Annotated in this window: 15 protein-coding genes; 6 read left to right on the forward strand and 9 right to left on the reverse strand. The window is 53.2% G+C overall.

The window, feature by feature from the left end:
* The first annotated feature begins 2 nt into the window (after positions 1 to 2).
* Positions 3 to 1,376, forward strand: coding sequence for a TolC family protein (locus FEK50_RS18495; protein WP_138211671.1), 1,374 nt, complete (start codon positions 3 to 5; stop codon positions 1,374 to 1,376).
* A gap of 8 nt (positions 1,377 to 1,384) precedes the next feature.
* Positions 1,385 to 2,548 carry a multidrug effflux MFS transporter gene (locus FEK50_RS18500; RefSeq protein WP_131161807.1) on the forward strand — a complete coding sequence of 388 codons (1,164 nt, stop codon included), beginning with the start codon at positions 1,385 to 1,387 and terminating at the stop codon, positions 2,546 to 2,548.
* A 52-nt stretch (positions 2,549 to 2,600) separates the two neighbouring features.
* Here FEK50_RS18500 and sapF read toward each other — a convergent pair whose 3' ends face one another.
* The 9 genes from sapF to puuA all read right to left on the reverse strand — a co-directional run bounded on the left by sapF (position 2,601) and on the right by puuA (position 11,682).
* A complete protein-coding gene (gene sapF / locus FEK50_RS18505; protein WP_000573415.1) occupies positions 2,601 to 3,407 on the reverse strand; it encodes a peptide ABC transporter ATP-binding protein SapF in 807 nt (268 codons plus the stop codon).
* Between the two features lies 1 nt (position 3,408).
* A complete protein-coding gene (gene sapD / locus FEK50_RS18510; RefSeq protein ID WP_001128856.1) occupies positions 3,409 to 4,401 on the reverse strand; it encodes a peptide ABC transporter ATP-binding protein SapD in 993 nt (330 codons plus the stop codon).
* Positions 4,401 to 5,291 carry a putrescine export ABC transporter permease SapC gene (sapC, locus tag FEK50_RS18515; protein WP_131161808.1) on the reverse strand — a complete coding sequence of 297 codons (891 nt, stop codon included), beginning with the start codon at positions 5,289 to 5,291 and terminating at the stop codon, positions 4,401 to 4,403. Before sapC ends, sapD begins: the two co-directional genes overlap by 1 nt.
* The gene (sapB, locus tag FEK50_RS18520) at positions 5,278 to 6,243 is read right to left on the reverse strand and encodes a putrescine export ABC transporter permease SapB (protein ID WP_064527260.1); all 966 of its coding nucleotides are present in this window, start codon (positions 6,241 to 6,243) and stop codon (positions 5,278 to 5,280) included. The genes sapC and sapB overlap by 14 nt, the downstream gene beginning before the upstream one ends.
* A complete protein-coding gene (gene sapA, locus FEK50_RS18525) occupies positions 6,240 to 7,883 on the reverse strand; it encodes an ABC transporter substrate-binding protein SapA (RefSeq protein WP_130208811.1) in 1,644 nt (547 codons plus the stop codon). The genes sapB and sapA overlap by 4 nt, the downstream gene beginning before the upstream one ends.
* A 312-nt stretch (positions 7,884 to 8,195) precedes the next feature.
* Positions 8,196 to 8,441 (reverse strand): YmjA family protein, encoded by a 246-nt coding sequence (locus tag FEK50_RS18530; protein WP_130208809.1) that lies wholly within the window; start codon positions 8,439 to 8,441, stop codon positions 8,196 to 8,198.
* A gap of 134 nt (positions 8,442 to 8,575) precedes the next feature.
* Entirely contained in the window at positions 8,576 to 9,961 is a 1,386-nt protein-coding gene (gene puuP / locus FEK50_RS18535; RefSeq protein WP_131161809.1) for a putrescine/proton symporter PuuP, read from the reverse strand.
* Complete coding sequence (locus FEK50_RS18540) at positions 9,951 to 10,115, reverse strand: hypothetical protein (RefSeq protein WP_130208911.1); 165 nt, start codon at positions 10,113 to 10,115, stop codon at positions 9,951 to 9,953. Before FEK50_RS18540 ends, puuP begins: the two co-directional genes overlap by 11 nt.
* Before the next feature lie 148 nt (positions 10,116 to 10,263).
* The gene (gene puuA / locus FEK50_RS18545; RefSeq protein ID WP_130216076.1) at positions 10,264 to 11,682 is read right to left on the reverse strand and encodes a glutamate-putrescine ligase; all 1,419 of its coding nucleotides are present in this window, start codon (positions 11,680 to 11,682) and stop codon (positions 10,264 to 10,266) included.
* A 211-nt stretch (positions 11,683 to 11,893) separates the two neighbouring features.
* On the opposite strand from puuA, the gene puuD reads away from it, so the two are divergent.
* The 4 genes from puuD to puuB all read left to right on the forward strand — a co-directional run bounded on the left by puuD (position 11,894) and on the right by puuB (position 16,175).
* Positions 11,894 to 12,658: a gamma-glutamyl-gamma-aminobutyrate hydrolase gene (gene puuD / locus FEK50_RS18550; protein WP_130260919.1), complete on the forward strand. Its 765-nt coding sequence runs from the start codon at positions 11,894 to 11,896 to the stop codon at positions 12,656 to 12,658.
* Between the two features lie 25 nt (positions 12,659 to 12,683).
* The gene (gene puuR / locus FEK50_RS18555; RefSeq protein ID WP_001278727.1) at positions 12,684 to 13,241 is read left to right on the forward strand and encodes an HTH-type transcriptional regulator PuuR; all 558 of its coding nucleotides are present in this window, start codon (positions 12,684 to 12,686) and stop codon (positions 13,239 to 13,241) included.
* 164 nt (positions 13,242 to 13,405) lie between these two features.
* Positions 13,406 to 14,893, forward strand: a complete 1,488-nt coding sequence (puuC, locus tag FEK50_RS18560) for an aldehyde dehydrogenase PuuC (RefSeq protein WP_131161810.1) — start codon at positions 13,406 to 13,408, stop codon at positions 14,891 to 14,893.
* 1 nt (position 14,894) lies between these two features.
* Complete coding sequence (gene puuB, locus FEK50_RS18565; RefSeq protein WP_130208799.1) at positions 14,895 to 16,175, forward strand: gamma-glutamylputrescine oxidase; 1,281 nt, start codon at positions 14,895 to 14,897, stop codon at positions 16,173 to 16,175.
* Positions 16,176 to 16,187 lie beyond the last annotated feature (12 nt).

The raw sequence follows: 16,187 nt of genomic DNA on the forward strand, positions 1-16,187 counted from the left end.
TTATGTTGCGTCGTTCTCTTATTTTTCTGGTGCTGTTGAGTGCGGGATGTGTCTCGCTCGATCCTCACTACAGCACGCCTGAATCCCCAATCCCGGCGACCTTGCCGGGAGCACAGGGCCAGGGAAAGGCAATCAGCCATGACTGGCAGCAGGTGATCCACGATCCCCGATTGCAGCAGGTGGTGACCATTGCTCTGAACAGTAACCGCGATGTGCAAAAAGCGATAGCTGATATTGACTCCGCACGGGCGCTCTATGGGCAAACTAATGCGTCGTTATTCCCGACGGTGAATGCGGCCTTAAGTTCGACCCGCAGTCGTTCGCTGGCGAAGGGTACGGGAACCACTGCCGAGGCTGACGGCACGGTGTCCAGTTATACGTTAGATCTGTTTGGTCGTAATCAGAGTTTATCTCGGGCGGCGCGGGAAACCTGGCTTGCCAGTGAATTTACAGCCCAGAACACCCGTTTAACGCTGATTGCTGAAATCAGCACCGCCTGGCTGACCCTGGCGGCTGATAACAGCAATCTGGCCCTGGCAAAAGAAACGATGGCCAGTGCAGAAAACTCATTGAAAATTATCCAGCGCCAGCAACAGGTTGGCACGGCGGCAGCGACAGATGTCAGTGAGGCGATGAGTGTTTATCAGCAAGCGCGCGCCAGCGTTGCCAGCTATCAGACACAAGTGATGCAGGATAAAAATGCTCTGAACTTACTGGCAGGTACAACGCTTGCGGAAAATCTGCTACCGGGAACACTGGAAAGCCTGCCGGAACAGATGATAAGCCTGGTTCCTGCGGGAGTGTCATCTGACGTTCTGCTGCGTCGCCCGGATATCCAGGAAGCGGAACATAATCTGAAGAGCGCCAATGCTGATATTGGCGCCGCGCGGGCTAACTTTTTCCCGACGATTTCGCTGACTGCCAGCGCTGGTGTTGGCAGTGACGCATTGTCATCGCTGTTCAGCCACGGAATGCAGATCTGGTCATTTGCGCCATCGGTCACATTACCGCTGTTCACCGGCGGTAGTAATCTGGCGCAGCTTCGTTACGCAGAAGCACAAAAGCGTGGACTCATTGCCACCTATGAGAAAACCGTTCAGAGCGCGTTTAAAGATGTCGCTAACGCACTGGCACGGCGGACCACGCTTGAAGAGCAACTGGATGCACAGCGCCAGTATGTTAAAGCTGAACAACAAACGGTCGATGTTGGCCTGCGTCGCTATCAGGCGGGTGTTGGTGATTACCTGACCGTGTTGACGGCACAGCGCAGCTTGTGGAGCGCACAGCAGGAGCTGCTGGCATTGCAACTGACTGATTTTACGAACCGGATCACGATCTGGCAGTCGCTGGGCGGCGGCATGTCATCACTCAAGTAAGGAATAGTATGGCTAGAGTCTCTCTTTCATGGGCATTGATTCTTGGTCTTTTAGCCGGTATCGGCCCGATGTGTACCGATCTTTATTTGCCGGCTTTGCCGGAGATGTCAGAGCAACTGGCGGCAACCTCGACCATAACGCAATTAACGCTGACCGCATCACTGATCGGTCTTGGCGTCGGACAACTGTTATTTGGCCCTCTGAGCGACAAAATAGGGCGTAAACGTCCGTTAATCTTGTCGTTGCTATTGTTTATTGTTTCTTCCATTTTGTGCGCGACAACGAACAATATTTACTGGCTGGTGGTCTGGCGTTTTATTCAAGGGATCGCGGGGGCAGGTGGTTCGGTGCTCTCTCGTTCTATTGCTCGTGACAAATATCAGGGAGTAACGCTGACCCAGTTCTTTGCGCTGTTAATGACGGTGAATGGCCTGGCACCGGTGTTGTCGCCAGTGCTGGGCGGTTATATTGTCAGCACGTTTGACTGGCGCACTTTATTCTGGGTGATGGCTGAAATTAGCACCGTACTGTTGCTGGGCTGTCTGTTATTTATCAATGAGACATTGCCAGAAAATAAAAGGGGCTCATCATTGCTATTAACCGGACGAAGCGTGGTGCAGAACCGCCGTTTTATGCGCCTTTGCCTGATTCAAAGTTTTATGCTGGCAGGCTTGTTTGCGTACATCGGCTCTTCGTCGTTCGTGTTGCAGAAGGAATTTGGCTTTAGTCCAATGCAATTTAGCCTGGTGTTTGGCCTTAACGGCATCGGGCTTATCATCGCTTCGTGGATCTTCTCGCGCCTGGCGCGACGAGTTAACGCGATGAAATTGTTGAGAGGTGGCCTGATAGCGGCAATTTTGTGTGCATTGCTCACGGTCTTATGCGCATGGATACAATTGCCCATTCCGGCACTGGTGGCATTATTTTTCACCATCGCATTTTGTAGCGGCATCGGCACTGTTGGCGGGGCAGAGGCTATGAGTGCAGTAGGGACGCAGGAATCTGGAACGGCGTCTGCGTTGATGGGGATGAGCATGTTTGTCTTCGGCGGTATAGCCGCGCCATTGTCGGGGCTTGGTGGGGAAACGCTGTTAAAAATGAGCCTGGCAATTATGGTGTGTTATACGCTGGCATTGCTGGTTGCGCTCACCAGAATCGACAATCAAAAGTAATGAATACCTCATTCTGACGGGGATTTACCCTGTCAGAATGAGGTACCGAATACTAACGATCTTTACGCCACGCATCCGCCGTCAATGCTTCGCCAAAGTGGCCGGAAATTAGCCGTTTGGTGAGTTCGTGCAGCGGCGATGCCAACACATCCGCAGTGCTACCGCGTTCGACAACTTCTCCCTGATGCATGACCAGCACCTGGTCGCTGATGTGCTTCATCATTCCGATATGCTGGGTAACATAAATATAAGAAATACCCTGTTTCTCTTGTAACTCCAGCATCAGGTTAATTAGCTGCGAACGCATCGACATATCCAGCGAGGCGAGGGCTTCATCGGCAATAATCACTTTTGGGCGCAATATCAGCGCGCGCGCCAGACCAAGACGCTGTTTTTGCCCGGGGGCCAACATATGCGGATAGTAACTGACGTGATCCGGCAGCAGCCCGACCATACGCATTGTTTCAATAATCTGTTTGCGGCGCTGTTCCGGTTCCAGGTCCGTGTTCAAACGCAGTGGAAAATCAAGGATCTGCGAAATACGTTGACGTGGATTCAATGAAGTCGACGGATCCTGAAATATCATGCGAATACGCTGGCTTCGGAAGGAATAATCGCCAAAATGCAGAGGATGATCGTCAATCAATAACTCGCCGCTGGTTGGCTCAATCATTCCTGCCAGCATCTTTGCCAGCGTCGATTTACCGGAACCGTTCTCACCAATAATCGCCAGTGTCTGGCGTTCACGCAGCGTAAAGCTCAATGGTTTTACCGCTTCGACTGTCTGACGGCGAAACCAACCGGTCCTGTAGCGGAACGTTTTGCTTAAATTACGCACTTCGAGCAGAGTTTCTATCATCTCACTCTTTCTCCATGTTCAGCGGGAAATGACAGGCATAGAGATGATTTTTCGCTCCCGTCAGACGCGGCGTTACAATGCATTCTCGTTGTGCATAAGGGCAACGCGGCCCCAGACGACAACCAATCGGTAATTGTTCCAGCAGTGGGATTGCGCCCGGCAGGGTATTGAGGCGGCTTTTATGCGGCATCGCACTGCCAAAGTCCGGTATCGCGCGTATCAGCGCCTGGGTGTAAGGATGATGCGGCATTGTCACCAGCTCCTTACTTGGCGCGGATTCCACTGTCTGGCCACAATAAAGCACGTTAATTTTATCCGCCCATTGGCTAAGCATTTGTAAGTCATGACTGATAAGCAAAATGGTGGTGTTGCTGTTTTGGTTGAGACGCGTCAACAGGCGGAAAATTTGCGCCTGCGTTGTTGGCTCCATCGAGTTGGTCGGTTCGTCGGCAATCAGTAGACGCGGTTGATTCGCCAGTGCAATGGCTATCATCACTTTCTGGCATTCACCTTCGGTCAACTCGTAAGGGAAACTGCGCATCGCATCTTTATGATCTTTAATCCCCACGCGGTGTAGCAACTCAATGGCGCGGCGTTTGCGCCAGCCAAAACGCTGCCACCAACGGCCTTTATAGGTCCAGGCCGGGATGTTTTGCATCAACTGGCGACCCACACGTTCCGATGGATCAAGACACGATTGCGGTTCCTGGAAAATCATCGACACGTTGTGTCCAACCAGTTTGCGCCGTTCGCGTGCGGAGAGACGCAGCAAATCGATATCATCAAAACGCATTCGGTCAGCGGTAACACGCCAGTTATCTTTATTCACCCCACAAATCGCTTTCGCAATCAAACTTTTGCCGGAGCCGGATTCGCCAACAAGACCGCGAATTTCACCTTCGGTTAAGGTCATACTCACGCGGTCGACGGCTTTAACCCATTCATCACCGGTTTTAAATTCAATAGTCAGGTTACGAATATCCAATAATGGCATTATTCCACCCCCGCAATAATCGCACGACGAACGCCATCGCCAAGGAGGTTAACCAACAACACGCTAATCATAATTGCCGCACCTGGCAGCATTACGGTCCACGGGGCGACATAAATCAGTTCCAGCGCGTCACCAAGCATCGCGCCCCATTCAGGCGAGGGCAGTTGTGCGCCGAGGTCAAGAAAGCCCAGCGCGGCGATATCGAGAATTGCCATCGACAATGCGCGAGTGATCTCGGTGACCAGTCCGGCGGTGATGTTAGGCATCACCGCAAACCAGAGAATATTCAGCGTCGTTGCGCCATCCAGACGGGCGGCGATAACGTACTCTTTTTCCAGTTCGTCATGAACCATGCTGTAAATCGAACGTACCATACGCGGCAGCAGTGCCAACCAGACGGCAAACATGGCGTGCGATAAACTCGGTCCGGCAAATGCTACTACGATAATCGCCAACAGCAGGGACGGAATCGCCAGCAAAGTATCCAGAATATGGTTTAGCACCGCTGACCGCAGACCGTGCGTTGCACCGGCGAAGGTGCCAAGTACCAGACCACAAATCGTCGCGGCGAGCGTCACCACAAATGCGCCCCCCACGGTAGGTGCTGCGCCACTCAATAAACGGCTTAAAACGTCGCGTCCCAGGTCGTCGGTCCCAAGGAAGAACGAGACTTCGCCATAGCGTGACCATGACGGCGGCAACAATTGATAACCAAGAAATTGCTGGTCGATGCCGTAAGGCGCAAACCAGCTACCAAAAATACACAGCACCGCCAGCCCCGCGCAGCCGTACAGGCCGATCATCGCAGCGGCGTCTCCATAGAATTTGCGCCAGGCAGTACGCAGCGTGCCCGGCGGGCGCTTCTCGCTGTATACGCTATCGTAAGGCATACCATTCCTTATGTTTCAGAGGGTTAGCCATGGCACCCAAAATATCAGATATCACGTTAATAATAATGACCAATGAACCGCACACCATCACTCCGGCGGAAATGGCTGCGTAATCCTGCTGGCGGATGGCGTTAATTAACCAGCGCCCTAAACCCGGCCAGCTAAAAACCATTTCGGTGATCATCGCCAGCGTCAGCATGGTGGAAAACTGCAAGCCCAGGCGAGGAATAACCGGAGGTAACGCGTTATGCAGCACGTGGCGACGCAAAATAGTAAAGCGCGACAAACCGCGAGTCGCCGCCGCTTTCACATAGTTTTGGTCATAGACTTCGATGGTGCTGATACGCATCAATCGGATCACTTCAGTTGTTGGCGCAACTGACAGGGTAATCACCGGTAGCACCATATGGCGAAGTGCGCTCATGATCATTTCGTCCCGCCACGGTGAGTCCGAAAGCCAGGCATCAATTAACGCAAAGCCGGTAATCGGTTTCACTTCATAGAGCAGATCGAAACGCCCTGAAACGGGCAGCCAACCTAGCGTGAGTGAACAAAACAGCGTCAACAGAAGCGCCAGCCAGAACACCGGGATGGAAAAGCCCAGCAAGGCGATGGCGTTGATCAAGTTATCCTGCCACTTATGGCGTGTAATCCCGGCAATCATGCCCACCGGGATCCCGACAATCAGCGCAAAACCGAAGGCGAGGATGCACAACTCCATCGTTGCCGGAAAGACTTCTTTTAACTGTTCGGCAATAGGCTGGCCATTAATACTGGAAACACCAAAATCCCAGTGGATCAGTCCATTAAACCAGAACACCCAGGCATTCCACAGTGACGCGCCTTGTAACGGCGCGTGTGGCGTGAAATAGCTCAAACTGAAGCCAACAAAGGTCAGCAGGAATAAGGTGACGATTAATAACAAAATACGACGTAAGGTGAAGATAATCATGGTTTTTTCACCTCTTCTTGCTTCTCGCGATACACCCCCGCGAAGGAGGCGTTACCGAACGGGCTCAGTACCAGACCTTTAATATCGTAACGGTAGGCCTGCAAGCGCAGTGATGAGGCCAGCGGCAGAATGGGCAGTTCCTGCGCCAGAATGCTTTGCGCTTCATCATAAGCTTCAATACGCGCCGCCAGTTGCTGCGAGGAGAGGGCATTACGCAACACGCTGTCGAATTTCGGATCGCACCAGTGGGCAAGGTTGGTTTGCGAGTGAATAGCCGCGCAGCTCAGTAACGGACGGAAGAAACTGTCCGGGTCGTTACTGTCCGTCGCCCAACCAGATAACGTCAGATCATGGCTCATATCCATCAACCGCGCCTCCTGAAAACGACCTTCTACCGGCACAATCACCACTTTCACGCCAACCTGCGCCATATCCGCCTGAATCAGTTCGGCAGTTTTCAGCGGACTGGGGTTCCATGCCTGCGATCGTGTCGGTACCCACAGTTTCAGCGTTAAGTTTTCCAGCCCCAACGCTTTCAGTTGTTCGCGCGATTTCGCTGGGTTGTATTCAGTAATTTTAGCCTCGTTGTCATAAGCCCACGAGGCGCGCGGTAAAATAGAGGCCGCAGTTTCAGCCGTACCATAATAGATGGATTGCATCAGGCGCTGGTTATTGATAGCCAACGCCAGCGCATGGCGGACAGCCGGATTATTTAGCGGCGGTTTGGCGGTGTTAAACGCCAGATAGGCGACGTTCATCCCCGGGCGTAGCGTTAAACGCAAACGCGGGTCGTCGCGCAAAATGGATAACTGGCTGGCGGCAGGCCAGGCCAGAACGTCACATTCACCGGTCAAGAGTTTCGACAATCGTCCTGTACCGCCGGAGCCTAAATCCACCACCACCTGCGGCATCAACGGTTTGCCACGCCAGAACTCATCGTGACGTTGTAAGCGAATATATTGCCCAGCGCGGTATTCCGACAATTGATACGGCCCGGTGCCGACCGGTTGACGGTCGAGTTGTTCCTGGCGATCTTCTTTCTCTAATTTCTGGGCGTATTCGGCAGACATTACCGACGCATAGTGGGTCGCCAGGTGCCATAAGAAGGATGCATCCGGCTGGGCGAGACGGAACTCAACGGTGTGATTATCCAGCTTGCGGACACTTTTAACGTTATCGGCAAATTGCAGACTGTCGAAATAGGGGAAGTTACTGCCGTTGACGTTATGCCACGGATTATTGCGGTCAAAAATCCGTTGGAAGGTAAACACCACATCATCGGCATTCATTTTGCGAGTGGGAGTAAACCAGGCGGTTTTTTGAAACGGGACATCGCGACGCAGGTGGAAACGATAGGTCGCGCCGTTGTCGAGCACTTCCCAGCTTTCGGCAAGTTCCGGCATCAGGCGATAGGTATACGGATCGACATCCAGCAGTCGATCATAAAACTGGGCGGCAAGGGTATCGACAATTAACCCACTGCTCGCTTTGGATGGGTTAAAGGTGTTGACTTGCCCGCTGACGCAATAGACAAAACCGCTGTCGCGGATATCAGCATGCGGGGGGGATTCAGGCGCGGCTATTGCCTGACCACTCACAAGTCCAGCAATCACCAAAAGAGACGATAATACCTGGCGCATAATATTAAGGGATTTTATGTAAAGAGGCTATCTTACTAATATTTAATGACATTTGCCATTACCGTTTGTGTTCAGGGGTCGTAATGAGGGCCGTGTGGTTGGTCGTTGAACAGGTGGCGTCGCCATCTGTTCAACATTCGTACCCGTGATTTCTCTATAACTATAACTCACAGAACAACTTAGCGAAGAGCAGAGCGGTACGATCGTGAGAAACCCATTAAAGCAGGCTGCGGTGCGTGTCATTTATAGCCGGATGCGGCGTGAACGATTTATCCGGGCAACGATACTGACCGAGCGTCTGCAATTAAATAATTATTCATTACCCCATTGATTCAAAAACTCTGCGATTTCATCAATGCGCGCGGGATTAATCCCCGCCTCAGCGGCCATGTCATGCTGGGCTTCTTCGCTGATCTCTTCATTGTTCATCAAACGGGTGAGTAGTAACTGGAAGTAATGGGCCAGCGGTGTGCGTTCTGCGTCTGCGACAGGTTCTGCGCATTCAGTCGCGTATTCATCGGCAATATCGAAATATTTTAATGGGATATCGTGGTTCATTGTTTGCCCCTGGAGTTAATGCGCTAAGCATAAGGGCGGATGATAGCACTCGTGATCCGGGTCATACATCTTTTTATAGTTAATGGCGCGGCGCATTACCCTCAGGTAGGATAATGCGCCGTGTATCCTGGATATTACGTTTCGCTCACCGGCGTTCTGTCACCATCATACAACGGCACTTTGCGATAGCGGCGGATCAGATACCACAAATATGCGCCGCCTAACGAAGCCCATACCAGACCCAGCGTCAGCGAGGTGGCTTCGAGGTTAATCCACAGCACGCCCACCGTCAGCGCGCCAACCAGCGGCATTAATAAATAGTGGAAGTGTTCCTTCCAGCTTTTATTCATTCCTTTGCGCCGCCAGAAGTGGTTGAACACCGACAGGTTAACGAAGGTAAACGCTACCAACGCGCCGAAGTTAATTAACGCTGTGGCGGTAACTAAATCGAAGAACAGCGCCGACATCGCGACAATCCCGACCATAATGACGTTCAGCGCCGGAGTCCGCCATTTCGGATGCACATAGCCAAACACGCGCTCCGGAAACACATTGTCACGCCCCATCACATACAGCAGACGCGACACGCTGGCATGTGACGCCAGGCCAGACGCTAACGTGTTCACAAACGTGGTGCAGAGGAAAATCGACTGGAACAGCTTGCCGCCGACGTACAGCGCAATTTCCGGCAGCGCGGCATCCGGGTCTTTAAAGCGGCTGATATCCGGGAAGAATAGCTGCATAAAGAACGATGCTGCGATAAAGATAACGCCGCCGTAGACCGCCGTCAGGAAAATAGCTTTCGGAATAACCCGCGCGGCGTCCGGCGTCTCTTCCGAAAGCGTGGTCACCGCATCGAAACCGAGGAACGAGAAACAGACAATCGTCGCCCCGGTAATAATCGGGATCAAGTGCGCGTTCTCGCTGATAAACGGCTGAAGTGACCAGACAGTGCCAACGCCTTCTCCTTTATGCAGTCCCTGAACCACCAGGAAGATAAATACCACCATGATGGAGATTTGCACCAGCACAAACAGGGTATTGAAGTTGGCGACCAGGTTGACGCTCTTCAGGTTCGCGGCAGTTAAGATGGCGACGAACGTCACCACCCACACCCACGGTGGCACTTCCGGGAAGAGGGCGGAGAGATAGATCTTCGCCAACAAGACGTTGATCATCGGCAAAAAGAGGTAATCCAGCAGCGATGACCAGCCGACCATAAAACCGACGTGCGGGTTAATCGACTTTTGCGCGTAGGTATAGGCCGAACCTGCCTCCGGGAACTGGCGAACCAGTTTGCCGTAGCTGATAGCGGTAAACAGCACGCCCGCCAGCGCCAGCAAATAAGATGCCGGAACGTGACCGTTGCTAATACCGGAAACGATGCCAAACGTATCGAACACGGTCATTGGCGTGAGATAGGCCAGACCCATCATCACCACCTGCCACAACTTCAGCGACTTGCGCAGTTTAGTTTTGCCGGGTTGCGCAGCAATATTCAGTGGTGAATTAATAGCCATAATTGTTGCCTCCCCTGCGTAATAAGGTTTGCGGTCGTGTCGACCTGAAATCAAACCTGTTTAGCAAGGGAAGCAAAGGGGGCGGAGTCCAGTCAGTCGCAGGGAGGGCGCACACGCAGCCTCCCTCGCCATGCGGGGATTTAATCATCGGCATCATCTCATTTCCTCGTCACAGTCTTAATCGTTAACGGAAGCCCGTTGCCGCCTGCGCTCCATAACGCGACATCCGGGAAATGTCTGGATTACCAGCAAATGTCAGGCCTGGCTCCGCTCAGGCCGATGAAACAACCCCGCAAGGGGTACTATGCGTTTTTCAACATCCACTCAATTTCGGTTTCTGTGATGAGGCGCTCAAACTGCAACAACTCATCATTTTTACAGGCGTGATACACATGGCAAAAACGCTCGCCTAAATAGCGGCGCAAATGATCGTTCTCGATAAACTCCCACAGGGCATCGCTCTGGCGAATCGGGAAGGGTAAGCCTTCCTGCTCCAGCCCGTTGCCTTCTACTTCTTCCTGCAACGGCAGTTCGTTATCAAGGCCATGCAAAATACCGGCAAAAATCGCTGCCATCACCAGATATGGGTTGGCATCGGCACCTGCCACGCGATATTCCACGCGGTGGTTATGACGATCGCCGCACGGAATACGCAGGGCGACGGTGCGGTTGTTATGGCCCCACGACGCCTGCGTTGGCACATACATGCCTGGCTGGAAGCGGCGATAGGAATTCACGTTCGGCGCCAGCAACGCCATTGATGACGGCATCAGGTCAATCATCCCGGCGAGCATCTTTTTCAGCAGCGGCGAATCTTCACCTTCTGCGTCAGAAAGCACGTTCTCGCCACGATTATTTTGCATACTGATATGGATATGCATCCCGCTGCCCGCGTGCTCTTCATACGGCTTCGCCATAAAAGTGGCGTGCATCTTATGCTTTTCTGCCATCAGGCGCACCAGGCGTTTTAGTGCCAGCGCATCATCGCAGGCTTCCAGCACGTTATCGGTATGGTAAAGGTTGATTTCAAACTGGCCTGGCGAGGCTTCGGCGACCGCACCGTCGGCGGGAATTAACTGTAACTGCGCCAGTTCATCAATATCATTGAGCACATCGGCGAAGTGGTTGAGGTTATCAACCGAGTAAACCTGACTTTGTGTATTGCGGTCATCGGTGCCGGGCGCGCAGGGCGGTTGCAGATACCCTTCAGCGTCGCGCTGGCGATCCAGTAAATAGAACTCCAGCTCTACCGCTACAACCGGGAACAATCCGCGCTGGCGTAGCTGCTGCCACAGGCGGTTAAGTACGTTCCGCGGCTCAACGTCAAAGGGAGCGCCATCTTCATCGACCATGGTCAGGAGTATCTGACCGATAAACTCTGGATCGGCAGCAGAAGGGGTTAAGGTACCGAGTATTGGCACACAAGTACGATCTGGTTCACCCATTTCCTGACCCAGGCCCGCTTCTTCTACTACATTGCCCAGAATATCCATTGCAAATACCGAGGCCGGGAAATAACACCCTTTCTCCAGCTTCTTCAGACTTGAAACAGGAATGCGTTTCCCACGGAAGCAACCATTCAAATCAGTAAGTAAAACATCAACATATTGTGTATTCGGGTAGCGCTCCAGGTAGCGTTTCACTTCCTGCGTAAAGGCGCTACCCCGCCTCTCTTCTGACTGCTGAACAAAGTTCTCTACTTCAACGATATTGGTTTCCATGATTCTTCGCCTTTGGTTTGTTTTCCGCTCGTTAGCAAAGCGTAAAATATAATGACCACCATTCGAATCTGTATGCAAACTAAATGTTTGTCAAATGTTAAATTGAGTTTGCAAAAATGAAAACCGACTGCTAGATTGAAAAAATATTGAACATAAAGGTCATTTAAACCGCAGTAATGGCGATAATTTAGTCCACTTTGTGAGATTGAGCATGGAAAATATAATGAACAATCCGGTTATCGGTGTCGTAATGTGCAGGAACAGGCTTAAGGGTCATACGACCCAGACTCTGCAAGAAAAGTACCTGAATGCCATCGTCCACGCGGGCGGTTTACCGATTGCGCTGCCACATGCGCTGGCGGAACCGTCATTACTTGAAGAACTGCTGCCTAAACTTGATGGCATTTATCTTCCAGGTAGCCCCAGCAATGTGCAGCCGCACCTATATGGTGAAAACGGCGATGAGCCTGACGCCGATCCCGGGCGTGATCTTCTGAGCATGGCGTTAATTAATGCCGCACTCGAAAGGCGCATCCCCATTTTCGCCATCTGCCGGGGGTTACAGGAACTGGTGGTAGCAACCGGTGGGTCGTTGCATCGCAAACTGTGCGAACAGCCTGAATTGCTGGAACATCGTGAAGATCCCGAACTGCCGGTGGAGCAGCAATATGCGCCGTCGCACGAAGTTCAGGTTGAAGAGGGGGGATTACTGTCTGCATTGTTACCTGAATGTAGCAACTTTTGGGTAAACTCTCTGCATGGACAAGGGGCGAAGGTCGTTAGCCCGCAGTTGCGTGTTGAAGCTCGCTCGCCGGATGGCCTGGTTGAGGCGGTGAGCGTCATCAATCATCCTTTCGCGCTGGGCGTACAGTGGCACCCGGAATGGAACAGTAGCGAGTACGCGCTTTCGCGTATATTGTTCGAGGGCTTTATCACCGCTTGTCAGAACCATATCGCTGAAAAACAGCGACTCTGACCACTACAGTTAAGGAAATGCAAATATGAGTGATGAGGGACTGGCGCCAGGAAAACGCTTGTCAGAAATCCGCCAGCAGCAGGGGCTTTCACAACGTCGTGCCGCCGAACTCTCCGGGCTGACTCACAGTGCTATCAGTACGATAGAACAAGATAAAGTCAGCCCTGCCATCAGTACGCTGCAAAAGCTACTGAAGGTGTATGGTCTGTCACTCTCGGAATTCTTTTCCGAGCCGGAAAAACCTGATGAACCGCAGGTCGTCATTAATCAGGACGACTTAATTGAAATGGGCAGTCAGGGTGTGTCGATGAAGCTGGTGCATAACGGTAACCCGAATCGCACGCTGGCGATGATCTTTGAAACGTACCAGCCGGGCACAACCACTGGGGAAAGAATTAAGCATCAGGGTGAGGAAATAGGCACTGTACTGGAAGGTGAAATTGTTCTGACCATTAATGGTCAGGATTACCACCTCGTCGCGGGGCAAAGTTATGCCATTAATACCGGCATCCCGCACAGTTTCAGTAATACGTCGGCAGGCATTTGCCGAATTATCAGCGCCCATACGCCCACCACGTTTTAATCTTTTTGCTTTTGTAGGCCGGGTAAGCGAAACGCCACCCGGCTAGCTATAAAGGCAATCTATAAAGAATGTCGCCAGAAATAAACGGGCTCATTGCCCGGGGATCTCTGCGCCCTGACGTTCACAAACTGCATATATCTGATAGACGTGAAACAGGAGTCATAATGAATTTTCATCATCTGGCTTACTGGCAGGATAAAGCGTTAAGTCTCGCCATTGAAACCCGCTTATTTATTAACGGTGAATATACCGCTGCGGCGGAAAATGAAACCTTTGAAACCGTTGATCCGGTCACCCAGGCACCGCTGGCGAATATCGCGCGCGGCAAGAGCGCCGATATCGACCGTGCGGTGGGCGCAGCACGCGGCGTATTTGAACGCGGCGACTGGTCGCAGGCCGCCCCGGCAAAACGTAAAGCGGTGCTGAATAAACTCGCCGAGTTAATGGAAGCCAACGCCGAAGAGCTGGCACTGCTGGAAACTCTCGACACCGGCAAACCGATTCGTCACAGCCTGCGTGATGATATTCCCGGCGCGGCGCGCGCCATTCGCTGGTACGCCGAAGCGATCGACAAAGTGTATGGCGAAGTGGCGACCACCAGTAGCCATGAGCTGGCGATGATCGTGCGTGAACCGGTCGGCGTTATTGCTGCCATTGTACCGTGGAACTTTCCGCTGCTGCTGACTTGCTGGAAGCTTGGCCCAGCGCTGGCGGCAGGGAACAGCGTGATTCTAAAACCATCTGAAAAATCACCGCTCAGTGCGATTCGTCTCGCGGGGCTGGCGAAAGAAGCAGGTCTGCCGGATGGCGTGCTGAACTTGGTGACGGGGTTTGGTCATGAAGCGGGCCAGGCGCTGTCTCGTCATAACGATATCGACGCCATTGCCTTTACTGGTTCAACCCGCACCGGGAAACAGCTGCTGAAAGATGCTGGCGACAGCAACATGAAACGCGTCTGGCTGGAAGCGGGTGGCAAAAGCGCCAACATCGTTTTCGCCGACTGCCCGGATTTGCAAAAAGCGGCGAGCGCAACGGCCGCAGGTATCTTCTACAACCAGGGCCAGGTGTGCATCGCCGGAACGCGTTTGTTGCTGGAAGAGAGCATCGCCGATGAATTCTTAGCCCTGTTAAAACAGCAGGCGCAAAACTGGCAGCCGGGCCACCCGCTTGATCCTGCGACCACCATGGGCACCTTAATCGACAGCGCTCACGCCGACTCGGTGCATAGCTTTATTCGTGAAGGCGAAGGCAAAGGGCAACTGCTGCTGGATGGACGCAACGCCGAACTGGCAGCGGCCATCGGCCCGACCATCTTTGTGGATGTGGACCCGAATGCGTCCTTAAGTCGCGAAGAGATTTTCGGCCCGGTGCTGGTGGTCACGCGTTTCACATCAGAAGATCAGGCGCTACAGCTTGCCAACGACAGCCAGTACGGGCTCGGCGCGGCGGTATGGACGCGCGATCTCTCCCGTGCGCACCGCATGAGCCGCCGCCTGAAAGCTGGTTCCGTCTTCGTCAATAACTACAACGACGGCGATATGACCGTGCCGTTTGGCGGCTATAAGCAGAGCGGCAATGGTCGCGACAAATCCCTGCACGCGCTGGAAAAATTCACCGAACTTAAAACCATCTGGATAAGCCTGGAGGCCTGAAATGACCGAACATACCAGCAGTTACTACGCCGCCAGTGCGAATAAATACGCGCCATTCGACATACTGAATGAGTCAATCACCTGTGATGTTTGCGTGGTCGGCGGCGGCTATACCGGGCTTTCCTCCGCGCTGCATCTGGCAGAAGCGGGCTTTGACGTGGTGGTTCTCGAAGCCTCACGTATCGGCTTTGGCGCCAGCGGGCGCAACGGCGGGCAGCTTGTGAACTCCTACAGCCGCGACATCGACGTTATCGAAAAAAGCTACGGCATGGACACCGCCCGTATGCTTGGCAGCATGATGTTTGAGGGTGGTGAGATCATCCGCGAACGTATCAAACGTTATCAGATTGACTGCGACTACCGCCCCGGCGGCCTGTTTGTGGCGATGAATGATAAACAGCTCGCGACTCTGGAAGAGCAGAAAGAGAACTGGGAACGTTACGGCAATAAACAGCTGGAGCTGCTGGATGCCAACGCCATTCGTCGTGAAGTCGCCAGCGATCGCTATACCGGCGCGCTGCTGGATCACAGCGGCGGGCATATTCACCCCCTGAACCTCGCCATTGGTGAAGCCGATGCCATTCGTCTCAACGGCGGGCGTGTGTATGAGCTTTCTGCGGTGACGCAGATCCAGCACACTACGCCCGCCGTGGTGCGCACTGCCAAAGGCCAGGTGACGGCGAAGTATGTGATTGTCGCCGGGAATGCGTACCTGGGCGATAAAGTGGAGCCGGAACTGGCGAAACGCAGTATGCCGTGCGGCACGCAGGTGATCACTACCGAACGGCTTTCCGATGAGTTAGCCCGTTCGCTGATCCCGAAAAACTACTGCGTGGAAGACTGTAATTATCTGCTTGATTACTACCGTCTTACCGCCGACAACCGCCTGCTGTACGGCGGCGGTGTGGTGTACGGCGCGCGCGACCCGGATGACGTTGAGCGTCTTGTGGTGCCGAAACTGCTGAAAACCTTCCCGCAGCTGAAGGGCGTCAAAATCGACTACCGCTGGACGGGCAACTTCCTGCTGACCCTTTCACGGATGCCGCAGTTCGGTCGCCTTGATACCAACATTTATTACATGCAGGGCTACAGCGGACACGGCGTCACCTGTACCCATCTTGCAGGGCGCTTGATTGCCGAACTGCTGCGCGGTGACGCCGAGCGTTTCGACGCCTTCGCCAATCTGCCGCATTACCCGTTCCCAGGCGGGCGCACGCTGCGCGTGCCGTTTACCGCGATGGGCGCGGCTTATTACAGCCTGCGCGATCGTCTGGGCGTTTAATTTCCGATTAAC

The organism is Escherichia sp. E2586, assembly GCF_005781105.1.
Lineage (GTDB): Bacteria > Pseudomonadota > Gammaproteobacteria > Enterobacterales > Enterobacteriaceae > Escherichia.